The sequence below is a fragment of the Amycolatopsis sp. NPDC058340 genome (genome assembly GCF_042723975.1).
Classification (GTDB): Bacteria; Actinomycetota; Actinomycetes; order Mycobacteriales; family Pseudonocardiaceae; genus Amycolatopsis.
The window spans coordinates 33,786-46,513 of sequence record NZ_JBHXIB010000020.1; the positions used below are offsets into that span (position 1 = coordinate 33,786).

At 70.1% G+C, this 12,728-nt stretch carries 10 protein-coding genes; 4 read left to right on the forward strand and 6 right to left on the reverse strand.

The genetic code is table 11. The annotated features are described in order from the left end of the window. Positions 1 to 6 precede the first annotated feature (6 nt). Positions 7 to 1,776 carry an Hsp70 family protein gene (locus ACFWIW_RS22450; RefSeq protein ID WP_378370210.1) on the forward strand — a complete coding sequence of 590 codons (1,770 nt, stop codon included), beginning with the start codon at positions 7 to 9 and terminating at the stop codon, positions 1,774 to 1,776. Here ACFWIW_RS22450 and pcp read toward each other — a convergent pair whose 3' ends face one another. Both pcp and ACFWIW_RS22460 read right to left on the reverse strand, forming a co-directional pair. Continuing rightward, entirely contained in the window at positions 1,777 to 2,412 is a 636-nt protein-coding gene (gene pcp, locus ACFWIW_RS22455) for a pyroglutamyl-peptidase I (protein ID WP_360962224.1), read from the reverse strand. 92 nt (positions 2,413 to 2,504) lie between these two features. Beyond that, a complete protein-coding gene (locus ACFWIW_RS22460; protein ID WP_378370211.1) occupies positions 2,505 to 3,920 on the reverse strand; it encodes a M1 family metallopeptidase in 1,416 nt (471 codons plus the stop codon). 196 nt (positions 3,921 to 4,116) lie between these two features. Between ACFWIW_RS22460 and ACFWIW_RS22465 the strand changes: the two genes are divergently transcribed. After that, on the forward strand, positions 4,117 to 7,302 hold the full coding sequence (locus ACFWIW_RS22465; protein WP_378370212.1) for a BTAD domain-containing putative transcriptional regulator: 3,186 nt from the start codon (positions 4,117 to 4,119) through the stop codon (positions 7,300 to 7,302). Between the two features lie 61 nt (positions 7,303 to 7,363). Here ACFWIW_RS22465 and ACFWIW_RS22470 read toward each other — a convergent pair whose 3' ends face one another. Both ACFWIW_RS22470 and ACFWIW_RS22475 read right to left on the reverse strand, forming a co-directional pair. Next, entirely contained in the window at positions 7,364 to 8,164 is an 801-nt protein-coding gene (locus tag ACFWIW_RS22470) for an ABC transporter permease (RefSeq protein ID WP_378370213.1), read from the reverse strand. Beyond that, positions 8,161 to 9,138 carry an ATP-binding cassette domain-containing protein gene (locus ACFWIW_RS22475; RefSeq protein ID WP_378370214.1) on the reverse strand — a complete coding sequence of 326 codons (978 nt, stop codon included), beginning with the start codon at positions 9,136 to 9,138 and terminating at the stop codon, positions 8,161 to 8,163. Before ACFWIW_RS22475 ends, ACFWIW_RS22470 begins: the two co-directional genes overlap by 4 nt. 127 nt (positions 9,139 to 9,265) lie before the next feature. Between ACFWIW_RS22475 and ACFWIW_RS22480 the strand changes: the two genes are divergently transcribed. After that, positions 9,266 to 10,294: an endonuclease/exonuclease/phosphatase family protein gene (locus tag ACFWIW_RS22480; RefSeq protein ID WP_378370215.1), complete on the forward strand. Its 1,029-nt coding sequence runs from the start codon at positions 9,266 to 9,268 to the stop codon at positions 10,292 to 10,294. Between the two features lie 49 nt (positions 10,295 to 10,343). Here the strand turns inward: ACFWIW_RS22480 and ACFWIW_RS22485 are convergent, their stop codons facing one another. Beyond that, complete coding sequence (locus tag ACFWIW_RS22485; RefSeq protein WP_378370216.1) at positions 10,344 to 11,159, reverse strand: NAD-dependent deacetylase; 816 nt, start codon at positions 11,157 to 11,159, stop codon at positions 10,344 to 10,346. Then, positions 11,152 to 11,460, reverse strand: a complete 309-nt coding sequence (locus ACFWIW_RS22490) for an antibiotic biosynthesis monooxygenase (RefSeq protein ID WP_016337748.1) — start codon at positions 11,458 to 11,460, stop codon at positions 11,152 to 11,154. Before ACFWIW_RS22490 ends, ACFWIW_RS22485 begins: the two co-directional genes overlap by 8 nt. Before the next feature lie 40 nt (positions 11,461 to 11,500). On the opposite strand from ACFWIW_RS22490, the gene ACFWIW_RS22495 reads away from it, so the two are divergent. Continuing rightward, positions 11,501 to 12,715 (forward strand): FAD-dependent monooxygenase, encoded by a 1,215-nt coding sequence (locus ACFWIW_RS22495; RefSeq protein ID WP_378370217.1) that lies wholly within the window; start codon positions 11,501 to 11,503, stop codon positions 12,713 to 12,715. The last annotated feature ends 13 nt before the right edge of the window (positions 12,716 to 12,728 follow it).

Genomic DNA, 12,728 nt, shown 5'->3' on the forward strand with positions numbered 1-12,728 from the left:
GGTCAGGTGGACGTTCTGGCGATCGATTTCGGTACCTCCAGCACGGTGGGGGTGCTTTCGATCCACGGCAGGGGGACGCAGGTCGTCGAGATCGACGGGTCGGTGACGATGTCGTCCGCGATCTACGCCGACAAGGACGGCACGGTCTTCGTCGGCCGGGACGCCGAACGCCGGGCCCGGCTCGATCCGAGCCGGTTCGAGGCGAACCCGAAGCGGCGCATCGACGAGGGCGCTCTCCAGCTCGGTGACGTCTCGCTCCCCATCGCCGACGCCTTCGCCGCGGTCCTGCGCCGCGTCGGCGAAGAGGCCGAGCTGATCCTCCAGCGCCCGCCCGCGCAGGTGCGCATTTCGCATCCGGCGGGCTGGGGCCCGGATCGCAAGCAGATCCTCCGTGACGCCGCGCTCAAGGCCGGATTCGGCACGACGACGCTCATTCCCGAGCCGGTCGCGGCCGCCGCGCATTACGCCTCGCTCAACAGCGGCAGGCGGCCGCCTGGTCCGATCGCGGTGTACGACCTCGGGGCGGGCACCTTCGACTGCGCCGTCGTCGGGGTCAGCGCGCAGGGATTCGCCGTGCTCGCCGAGGACGGGCTGCCCGATCTCGGCAGTCTCGACATCGACCAGGCGCTGCTGGTGCACATCGGCCGCGAGGTGTCGCATTCCGATCCCGCGCAGTGGCAACGGATTCTGCGCCCGCAGTCGGTCAGCGACCGCCGGACGCGCCGGTCGTTGCTGCAGGATGTCCGTGACGCCAAGGAAAGCCTGTCCCGCCACCAGCAGACCGAGATCCCGATGCCGGAGCCGTTCGGCGACGTGCGGGTGACGCGGATGGAGCTCGAAGCGCTCGTCCGGCCGAGTTTCCTGCGCAGCGGCGAACTACTGGCCACCACGATCCAGCGCGCCGGGCTGTCCCCGGACCGGCTCGGCGGCGTCTACCTCGTCGGCGGGCCGAGCCGGATGCCGTTGCTGGCGAGCCTGCTGGCACATCAGCTCAGGATCGCGCCGACCACGCAGGACCAGCCGGAGACGGCGGTCGCGTTCGGGCTGCATCACGTGCCCGTCGGTGGTGAGGACTCCCAGCTGACCGTGCCCGCTTTCGCACCGGTGCGGCCACAGCCCGTCCAGCAGCCGGTCCGGCAACAGCCCCCACCCGTGGCGAGGCGTCCGCAGCCCCCGCGCTGGACGCCGCCCCCGCCACCGCCAGGCCGGAACTGGCAGAAGCCCACGACCTACGGCGTCGTCGGGCTCGCCCTCGCGGCGATCGTGACGACGATCGTCCTGCTCAGCGGCGGCGAGGAGGAGCCGGTCGCCGGACCGGCCCCGGCGAAACCGGTGAGCTGCGATCAGCCTGGGCCGAAGGACGCGCAGGGGTTCACGGACTGTCTCCGCCGGATCGCCGCCGTCATCCCGCAGCGGGACGAGTGCCGGGACGCGCCGGACGCCGCCGCCACGGTGGGCGCGGCGTCGGCGGTCACCTGCGTGTTCAAGGACGGCAAGGGATCGAACGCGATCAACTACTACCAGGGCGTCGCGATGACCGGCCTGGAGGACGGCGTCCGGCAGCGGATGACCAAGGGCAAGCCCGCGGAGGGCACCTGGGCCGCCGACGGGCTCCGAGGGCGCTACGTGGCGGGCGTAGGCGCGCGAAGCGGCATCGTGCTCTTCGGGACCGAAGACGCGCCGTTGAGCGCGATGCTCGTTTCGACGCGCAGCGACGGCACGGCGCGGACGACCGCGGAGATGGTCGAGTTCTTCACCGCGCAGCTCAAGCCTTGATCAGTGCAGGGTGCCCGCGGGCGTCGAAAGGTCTTCGGTCACCGAAAGCGCGGTGTCCACGATGATCTCCAGTGCCTCGGCGGCGCGGTGCACGGCCAGGCTCGGCGCGGTGGTCCGCGCGGCCTGCTCCGGGGTGTACGGCACGTGCACGAAACCGCCGCGTACACCGGGAAAGTCGTTGTCCAGCAAGTGCATCAGCCCGTAGAAGACCTGATTGCACACGTACGTACCGGCGGTGTGCGAGACCGACGCCGGTAGTCCCGCGTCCTTGATCCCCGTGACACACGCCTTCACCGGCAGGGTGGTGAAGTACGCGTTGGGCCCGCCGGGGATCACCGGGACGTCGACGGGCTGCGAGCCCGCGTTGTCCGGGATGCGGGCGTCGATCAGGTTGATCGCGACCCGCTCCGGGGTGACGTCGGGGCGGCCGCCCGCCTGGCCGACGCAGATCACCAGATCCGGGCGGTACTCGTCGATCGCGTCGCGCAAGGTGACCAGCGATCGCGAGAAGACGCACGGCAGTTCGACGGCCACGGTGTCGTGCCGACGGCCGGTGAGCAGGGAAACCGCCTGCCACGACGGATTCACCCGCTCACCGCCGAACGGCTCGAAACCGGTGAGGAGCACAGACGCCATGCCCTCACCCTAACGTGTGACGCCGGTCAGGCTGGTTCTCGTGAGTGGCCAGGACGGTTCTAACCGTCCTGGCCACTCACGAGTGGGGAACGTCAGGCGGCCGGCTTGAGGTCCCCAGGGTAGAGGTACTCGGGCGCCGGTTTGGTGTTGCCGTAGAACCACGCGTCGAAGAAACCCTGGAGGTTCTTGTGCGCGACGCGCTCGGCGAACTTCTGGAACTCCGGCAGGCTCGCGTTGCCGTCGCGGTGGATGGCGGGCCACGTCTTCAGGATGCGGTCGAACGGCGCCGCGCCGATGTAGTTCTTCAGCGCGTGCAGCGCCACCGGGCCCTTCGAGTAGACGTACGTGAATTCGTTGCCGGGCCCCATGTCGTACAGTTTCCCGGCCCAGAACCGGTCCGTCGCCTTCTGCACGGCGGTCAGGTAGCGCGCCTTGAGGTCCTGCCCCGACTTCGCCTCGGACCACAGCCATTCCGCGTACGAGGCGAAGCATTCGTTGAGGCAGACGTCCTTCCACTTGTCGACGGCGACCGAATCGCCCCACCACTGGTGGGCGTTCTCGTGCACGATCGTCGGGACGTTGCCCGCCGCGCCCGAGTAGATCGGCCTGCTCAGCGTCTCCAGCGAGAACCCGATCGGCTCGGCGAGGAAGATGCCGCCCGCCGCGTCCACCGGATAGCGCCCGAACTTCGACGCCAGGAAGTCGATGATCTCCGGCAGCCGCGCCTCGGCCTGTTTGGTCGACGCGGGGGTGCCGGGCGCGTAGGCGTTGACGACAGGGGTGCCGTCGGACAGCTTCGACCGCTCGAACTCCCATTTGTCGATCGCGACCGTCGTCATGTACGGCACGGCCGGGGTCTCTTCGGCCCAGACGTAGGTGGTCTTCGCCCCGTCGGCGAAGCGCCCGCGCTCGCGGCCGTTCGAGATGACGCCCCATTCCGAGGGCACGGTGACGGCGAGGTGGAAGGTCGCCTTGTCACGCGGGGTGTCGTTGACCGGGTACCAGGTGGTCGCGGATTTCGGCTCGCCCGCGACGAACGCGCCGCCGGATTTCGCGTACTGCCAGCCGTTCTCGCCCAGCGCCGGATCCTCGATCGGCTGCGGGACACCGTGATACGCGATTTCGGCGGTGAACCGCTCGTGGTTCCGCAGCGACCGCGCCGGGGTGATCACGAGTTCGTGGTCGCCGGTGCGGGTGAAGGCCGCCTTGCGCCCGTTGACCTTGACCGAATCGACGGTCAGCCCGTGCAGGTCGAGGTTGAACGAGCTCAGCGCCTGGGTGGTCCGTCCGGTGATCGTCTGCAGGCCGGTGAGCTGCTTGGTGGCGGGCTCGTAGCCGATTTTCAGGTTGTAGTCGGCGACGTCGTAGCCGCCGTTGCCGTCCTGCGGGTAGTAGCTGTCGCCCGCGCCGTCGGCGCCGGGTTTCCCCGTGTCGGCGAGGGCGGTCCCGCCGCCGAGGACACTCGCGGCCAGAACGGCGGCGATGACGGCCGCACTCCGGTACCTCATTCACGCTCCCAGTCGATCGGCTGTGACTTGGTCCCGAACGTAGCGCCGTGACCTCGGCCGTCCGCCCGGAAAGCTCCTTCGTGCCCGGATAATCCCCACTTCCGTCGCCTGATCGGGGTCCGGAGTCCGAGAGCGCGCTCCGAGAGACACAGCCTGATGGAGCTAAGCGTTTGCGGCTTCTGGAAAGCTGGGGGTCGTGCGTGTGACGCTGCTGGGCCCGGTCGGAGCGGAAGCCGGTGACGGCACCCCGGTCGACATCGGCGGTGCCCGCCTCCGCATGCTCTTGGCCAGGCTCGCGCTGGAGCCCGGCCGCGCCGTCCCGGCGACGGCCCTCGTCGACGGTCTCTGGGGCGCGGAGCCGCCCGCCGACGCCGCGAACGCGCTGCAATCCCTGGTCTCACGGCTGCGTAAGGTCCTGCGCGCCGAAGACGTCGCACTCGACTCGGGGCCGGGCGGTTACCGGCTGGACGTCGCCCGCGAGGACGTCGACGTGTGCCGCTTCGAGCGGCTGGCCGCGGAGGGGCGCGCGGAGCTCGCAGCGGGCCGGGACGCCGGTGCGGCCGCGATCCTCGCCGAGGCGCTCGGGCTCTGGCGTGGTCAAGCGCTGTCCGACGTCCTCGACGCTCCTTTCGCGCAGGCACCCGCGACCCGCCTGGAGGACCTGCGGCTCGAAGCCGCCGAAGACCGTTTCGAAGCGGAGATCCGGCTCGGCGGGCACGACCGGGTGCTGGCGGATCTCAAGGAGGCCGCCGGGCGGCATCCGCTGCGCGAACGGCTCGCCGGGCTGTGGATCCGGGCGTTGTGCGCGGCCGATCGCCAGTCCGACGCCCTCGCGGTCTACGAGGAGGTCCGGGCCGCGCTTGCCGACCAGCTCGGCGTCGACCCTTCGGCCGAACTCCAGGAGATCCATCTCGCCGCGCTGCGCGGCGAACTCGGCCCGCCGCCCGCGCCCGCCGATCATCTGCCGGTCCGGCTGACCAGCTTCGTCGGCCGTGACGACGAGTTGAAGCTGATCGCCGAACTCCTCGCCGGCGCGCGGCTGGTGACGCTGGTCGGGCCCGGTGGCGCCGGGAAGACACGGCTGGCCACGGAGGTCGCGACACGGCATCCGGCGCACGCGCGCGGACGCGTCTGGTTCGTGCCGCTCGCCGGTGTCCGCGACCCCGGCGACCTGCCCGGCGCGGTCTTCGCGGCGCTGGAGCTGTGGGATCTCGGCCTGTCGCACCCCGGCGATCCGATGCGCCGCCCGGCGGACGCGCTGGCCAGGGTCGTGGAGACGCTCGGCGCCGGTGAATCGGTACTGGTGCTGGACAACTGCGAGCATCTGGTCGACGCGGCGGCGGAGCTGACGAACACCCTGCTGCGGCGCGTGCCGACCTTGCGCGTGCTCGCGACCAGCCGGGAGGCGCTGGCCATCGACGGCGAGACGCTGTGCCCGCTCGGCCCGCTGGCCGTCCCGGAAGGCACGCCGACCGTCTCCCAAGCCGCCGAGGCGGGCGCGATCCGGCTGTTCGTCGACCGCGCGGTGGCGGTGCGCCCGGATTTCCGGCTCGATGAGTCCACAGTGGACGACGTCGCGCAGATCTGCCGCAGGCTGGACGGGATGCCGCTGGCGCTGGAGCTGGCCGCGGCGCGGCTGCGGTCGATGACCGTCGCGCAGATCTCGCAACGCCTCGACGACCGGTTCCGCCTGCTGACCTCCGGGAGCCGGACGGCGCTGCCGAGGCAGCGCACGCTGCGTGCCGTCGTCGAGTGGAGCTGGGACCTGCTCGACGACGCCGAACGCGTGCTCGCCAGGCGGCTTTCGGTGTTCGGGGCCGGTGCCGAGGTCGAAGCGGTCGAAAGCGTCTGCGCGGACGACGGCCTGCCCGCCGAGGACATCCTGTACGTCCTCGGCTCGCTCGTCGAGAAGTCCATTGTGGACGCGATCGCCGGGGAGCAGGGCGAGCCGCGTTACCGCATGCTGGAGACCATCCGGGCCTACGCGGCGGAACGGCTCGACGAGGCCGAAGAGCGGGAACAGCTGACGAAGGCCTATCACCGCTACTACGCCCAGCTCGCCGAGCGGCTGGAGCCGATGCTGCGGACGGCCGATCAGCTCATCGCCATCTCGCGCTACGACGCGGAGCACGGCAACATCGTGACCGCGCTCCGCCAGGCCATCGACGACGGCGACGTGGACATGGCGACGCATCTGTTCGGCAGCACCTTCTGGTACTGGCTGATCAAGGGCGACAGCGATCGGGTCGAATCCTTCGTCGCCGAAGTGCTCGCTTTCGGCGACCGGCTGGACGAGGATTTCGCGGCCGCGTTCCAGGCGATGCGCGAGATCACCACGATGGTGCCCGGCGTCGGCGACCGTGCCGCCGTGCGGGTGCTGATCGACGAATGCGTGCGGACGAACGCGTACACCCGGTTCGCCGGGCTGGCCATCGGCCTGCCCATGCTGGCCTTCTTCAGCCAGGACAAGGAACTCGCGCACCGCGAGGTGGAGCGGGCGTTGTCGAGCCCGGATCCGTGGGCGAGGTCGGCGGGGGCGTGGGCACAGAGTTTCATCCTCGTCGACGACGGCGACCCCGACGGCGCCGAACAGGCCAGGGACCGGGCCTACGAGGGATTTCTGGCCGTGGGCGACCGGTGGGGCACCGCGATGGCGCTGGGGATGAAGGCGAGCGACATCTCGATGTCCGGCGATCACGAAGCCGCGCTCGCGCTGTACCGCCGGGGGCTCGCCCTCGCGCTCGAACTGGGCTCGCAGGACGACCTGGTCCAGCAGCGATGGAGGCTGGCGACGGAGTACGCGCGGGCGGGCGATCTGGACACGGCGATGCGCGAGATGTTCGAGGCCGAGCGCTACGCGAGCGAAATGGGCAACGCCCAGCTGGCGGTGATGGTGCTGGTGGGCAAGGCCGATCTGCTCTGCCGCGCCGGACGCGTGGACGAGGCACGCGAGGTCGCCATCCGATTCCGGGAGAAGATGGCCTCGGTCGCGGCGCCGGGCACGTTCGGTGAGGAGTTCGGCGGGTACATCGACACCGAGATCGGGCTGGCCGCCGGGGATCTGGCCGCGGCCGAACGCGGGGCCGCGGCCGTCGTGAAGTCCACCGCGGAGCGCGGCGACATCGCCGATCTCGGGCGGATCGTCGAGGTCGGCGGCCTGATCCGGTTCCGGCAGGGACGACCTGAGACCGCCGTCCGGCTGCTCGGCGCGGCGAAACTCCTGCGCGGCAGGCTGGACCTCGGTGAACCAGGTATCCGGCGGCTGATCGACGATCTTCGCGAGCATTTCGGCGAAGAGCGCTACGAAGAGCTGCTCGTGCAGGACGCCGGGCTTGCCCGCACCGACCTGCTGTCCTGGATCCTGGGGGAATTGGCTCCGTGAAGAAGGGCCCCTCGCCTGGCAGAGGCGAGGAGCCCTTCGCGCGCGTTCCCCCTGACCCCCGTCAGACGCGCTTCCGGTAAGCCCACGTGGCGAGCGGGAAGAAGACCGCGACCGCGGCCGCCATCCAGATCAGCGAACCGGTCAGCGGACCGGCGATCGGCCCGCCGTTCATCAGCCCGCGCAGGACGTCGGACATCTGCGTCACCGGGCTGATGTCGGCCCACGCCTTCAGCCAGCCGGGCATGGTGCCGGTCGGGACGAAGACGTTGCTGCCGAAGGTCAGCGGCATCAGTACCACGAACATCAGGCCCTGCACCGCGCCTGGGCTCTTCACCAGCATTCCGACGAACACCGAGGCCCAGCAGAACGACAGCGCGAACGCGATGACGAGCGCGATCGCCAGCGCGAACTCGGCCGGCCCGGTCTGGACGCGGTAACCCATGATCGTCGCGACGACCATCAGCACGACCAGGCACACCAGGTACCGCACGATATCGGCGAGAACGGCGCCGATCAGCGGCGCGGACCTGGCGATCGGCATCGCGCGGAACCGGTCGAACACGCCCTTGGTGACGTCGGTGTTCAGCTGGACGCCGACGGTCATGCTGGCCTGCAGGATGTTGAACACCATGATGCCGGGCACGATCATCTGGAGATAGCCCTCGGTGCTGCCCATGATCGCGCCACCGAACAGGTAGACGAACATGACCAGGAAGATGATCGGCGCGATGGTGACGTCGGCCAGCTGCTCCGGGTTCTTGCGGATCTTCAGGATGCCGCGCCAGGCAAGGGAAAGCCCGTGCCGCACGCCGCTCGACGGTGAAACGCGCCGTGGTGGTGCGGGCGCCGCGATGGTCGTCATACCAGGCTCCCTTCCGGAGTCGTGTCCTTTGTGGACTCGTCGGTCTTCTTGCCGGTCAGCGCGAGGAACACCTCGTCGAGGCTGGGCAGCCGCAGCGCCAGCTCGTCCGCGGTGATCCCGGCCTCGTCCAGCTTGCGGACCAAAGTGGACAGCAGGACCGGGTCCGCGACGGGCGCGGTGAGCAGCCCGGTGTCGTCGTCCCGGTGCGGCCGGGCCCCGGTGAGCCCGGCCAGGATGCGCTCGACGGCGTCGAGGTCGGCGAGCGCGGACGGCCGGACCTGCAGCGTCTGGCCGCCGGTCCGCCGCTTGAGCTCGTCGGCGCGCCCGTTCGCCACGACATGCCCGTGGTCGAACACGGTGATCGTGTCGGCCAGCTGGTCGGCCTCCTCCAGGTACTGCGTGGTGAGCAGCACCGTCGTGCCGTCCGCGACCAGTGTCCGGACCACGGCCCAGACCTCGTTGCGGGCGTGCGGGTCGAGCCCGGTGGTCGGCTCGTCCAGGTACAGCACCTTGGGACGGCCGACCAGGCTCGCGGCGAGGTCGAGCCGCCGCCGCATCCCGCCCGAGTAGGTCTTGATCGCGCGGCCGGCGGCGTCGGTCAGCTCGAACCGTTCCAGCAGATCGGCCGCGCGTTTCTTCGCGTCCGCCCTCGAGAACTCCAGCAGCCTGCCGATCAGGACGAGATTCTCCGTCCCGGAAAGGTCCTCGTCGACCGACGCGTACTGCCCGGTCAGCCCGATCATGCTCCGGACCGCCATCGGGTTCTTGACGACGTCGTACCCGAAGACGCTCGCGTGGCCGCGGTCCGGCCGGATCAAGGTGGCCAGGATCCGGACGGCGGTCGTCTTCCCCGCGCCGTTCGGCCCCAGCACCCCGACCACCTTGCCCGCCGGGACCTCCAGATCGACCCCGTCGAGCGCCTTCGTCTCCCCATAGTGTTTGACCAGGCCCTCGGCCCTGATCGCGTGAGTCATCGCGTTCCTCCTGTGGATCTCGCCCCGCGGACAAAGGTGCACCCCATCGCTGGCAGACCGCGCACAGCGCGCTGGCAGCGGCTGATAAGCGCTGGTAGACGCCGTGTGAGGAGGTTGTGAAGGTGTTGTGGAGACCGCCGCCCCGGCGCGCTTGATCGGCATACTCGACGGCATGGTGATCGAAGAACGGGCGGTCCGGCCGCCGGCGCGTCCGGGTGCCGGGCGGAAGCTGGTCAGCGGGCTGCTCATCGGGGCGGTCGTCCCGTTCGCGGTGCTGACCGCGCTGCGGCTGGTCGGGTACGACGGCAACACGTACACGATCGCGGCGCTCGCGCTCACCCCGTACGCGGGGATCGCGACGCTCGTGCTCGGTGTCCTCGCGCTGGGGCTGCGCCGCTGGTGGACCGCGGTCGTCGCGCTGGTGCTGACCTGCACGATCGCGTCGCTGGTCCTCCCGCGCGCTTTCGCGAACGAACAGAAGGCGCTCGACGGCAAGCACGTCCGCGTCCTGGCGTCGAACATGCTCGGCGGCCGGGCGGATCCGGCCAGGATCGTCGGCTATGTGAAGGAACACCAGGTCGACGTCCTGAGCCTGACCGAGCTGACGCCCGAGGCGATCACCGCGCTCGACCGGGCCGGGTTGTTCCAGGTGCTGCCGTATCGCGTGCTGCATCCGGCCGAGTGGGCGTCCGGCTCCGGGCTGGTGTCGAAGTACCCGCTCACGCCGCTGAAACTGAGCGGCGATTCGGACTACAAGCAGCCCAGCGCGAGTGTGGATCTCGGCGACGGCGTCCGCGTCGAAGTCGTGGCGGTGCATCCGTCGGCGCCGATGTGGGACCGGCACGAGTGGGTCGCCGAGGCCAAGGACCTGCCGTACGCCGACGCCGAGCACGACTTCCGGATCCTGGCCGGCGACTTCAACGCGAGCCTCGACCACGCGCTCTTCCGCGAGCTGCTGACCAGGGGATACGTGGACGCCGCCGATCAGCTGGGGAAGGCGCTGCAGGGAACCTGGACGAACGGGATGGTGCCGCCGGTGGCGATCGACCACGTGCTGGCGGACAAGCGGACGGCCATCGCGGATTTCAAGGTGCTGGAGACGCCGGGCAGCGATCACGACGCCGTCTACGCGGAAATCGTCCTGCCCGGGCAGTGACCCCTCGCGTCTCGTGAGTGGTAAGGACGGTTCTAACCGTCCTTACCACTCACGAGGTGAGCAGGGCGTCCAGCGCGTGGAGGGTTTCCAGGCCGTTGGTCGCGAGGGAGACACCGCGGCCGTGCCGGATCCCGGGTTCACGCGGGTTGATCCGGACGAGGGCGCCGGTCGCGGCGCTGGCCAGCTCCGAGTACCGGCGCACCGTCGGCACGGCCTGTCCGGCGCCGAGTTCCACCACCACGAGGTCGCGATGCGCGCGGCGCCACGCGTTCAGCTCGTCGAGCTGGGCCTGGCTGCGCTGCCCGAGCCAGTCGTAGTCGCCGAACATCAGGATGTTGGGCCTGGCGAGACCACCGCAGCGCGGGCAGGACGGCAGCGGGGCTTTCGCGCGCATGGTGTCCTCGTCGAACGGGACCTCGACGTCGTCCGCTGACCAGATCTCCTTGGTGCACCTTTCGAGGCACTGCAGGTGATGGATGGATCCGTGCGCCTCGGCGACCCGCGGGTAGCCCGCCTTCTGGAACTGTCCGTCCACATTGGACGTGAAGGCCCGGGTGCCGCCCGGTTTGCGCGCTCCCCAGGACAGCAGGAGCCGGAATCCGTCGTGCGGGACGGTGGCGCGGTACAGCGCGAGCCGATGCCCGTAGAAACCCCAGGCCAGCTCGGGATCCTCGGCGAAATGCCGCGGGTCGGCCAGCTCGACGAAGCTGATGCCCAGCCGCTCGTACGGTGGATACGCCTTCCAGAAACCTTCATCGCCCCGGAAATCGGGCAGGCCGGAGTCGACGCCCATCCCGGCGCCGGCGCAGACGAGCAGCGCGCCGGCGCCGTCGATCAGTTCCGCGGCTCGTTCGAGCTCACTCACCCGGCTTCGAAGCCTGGACGACCTCGAATTCCAGCAGGTTCGCACCCGTGGAGACCGGCTTCGCGCGCTCGCCCGCGTGCGCCTCACGCGCCGGGCCGGACGCCCACGCCTGGTACGCCTCTTCGGACTCCCACTTCGTGTAGACGAAGTACCGCGACTCGCCGGAGACCGGGCGGAGCAGCTCGAAGCCGAGGAAACCGGGCTGATTGTCGACGGCGTGCAGCCGCGCGGCGAACCGCTTCTCCAGCTCGGGGCCTGCGCCTTCGGGGACCTCGATCGCGTTGATCTTCACGACAGCCATGCCGCCACCCTACGACGAAATCCTTTTGCGCCGCGATGTGATGCGTGGGACCTTCCAGACGATGGCTGACACCAAGATCCTCATCTCCGGAGCGAGCGTCGCCGGACCGGCCTTGGCCTTCTGGCTCACCCGGTACGGCTTCCAGGTGACCGTCGTGGAGCGCGCGCCGTCGTTGCGCCCCGGCGGCCAGGCCGTCGACCTGCGCGGAACGGCCAAGGAGGTCGCCCGCCGGATGGGGCTGGACGAACGCATCCGCGCGGCCTGCACGGACACGAAGGGCGAGACGCTCGTTGACCGGAAGAACCGCACGAAGGCCACCATCCGCGCCGACGATTTCGACGGGGACGGCGTCGTCGCGGAGATCGAGATCCTCCGCGGCGACCTGACCGAAGTGCTCTACGAAGCGACCAGGGAGAACACGGAGTACGTCTTCGGCGACCGGATCACCGCGCTGGACGAGCGGGCCGACGGCGTCGATGTCACCTTCGCGAGTGGTTCGCGGCGGACGTTCGACCTGGTCGTCGGCGCGGACGGGCTGCATTCGGGCGTGCGGGCGCTCGTCTTCGGCGAGGAGTCCCGGTTCGTCCGGCATCTGGGCTCGTACCTGGCGTTCTTCACCGTGCCGAACCGGCTCGGCCTGCGGAACTGGGCCCTCGGTTACGAAGACGTCGGCCGGTCCGCCGGGATCCGCGGCATCCGCGACGGCGACCAGGCGATGGCGTACTTCGGGTTCGCTTCGCCGGAAATCGACTACGACTATCGCGATGTCGAGGCGCAGAAAGCGCTGGTTCGCCGATTCGCCGCCGGGATGGAATGGGAGGCGCCCTGGCTGCTGGAGCGGATGGACGAGGCGCCCGACTTCTACTTCGACTCGTGCGCCCAGGTGGTCATGGAATCGTGGTCGCGCGGGCGCGTCGGGCTGCTGGGCGACGCCGCCTTCTGCCCCTCGCCGCTGTCCGGGCAGGGCACGAGCCTGGCGTTCGTCGGCGCGTACGTCCTCGCCGGGGAACTCGCCGCCGGTCTCGACACCGGGCTCAAGCGGTACGAAGCCGTCATGCGCGAGTTCGTCGAGAAGACGCAGGAGCTGGGGCGGGAGAACGCGGAGTCGATCTTCGCGAAGTCGCGGACGGGCTTGCGGATGCGGTACCTGGCGATGCGGGTCATGCGGCTGAAGCCGTTCGCCGCGCTGGCCTCGCGGAAGATGCGGGACGTCGTGAACGGCATCGATCTGCCGGACTACCCGGCCCGCATTTAGCGGACTAAACGCG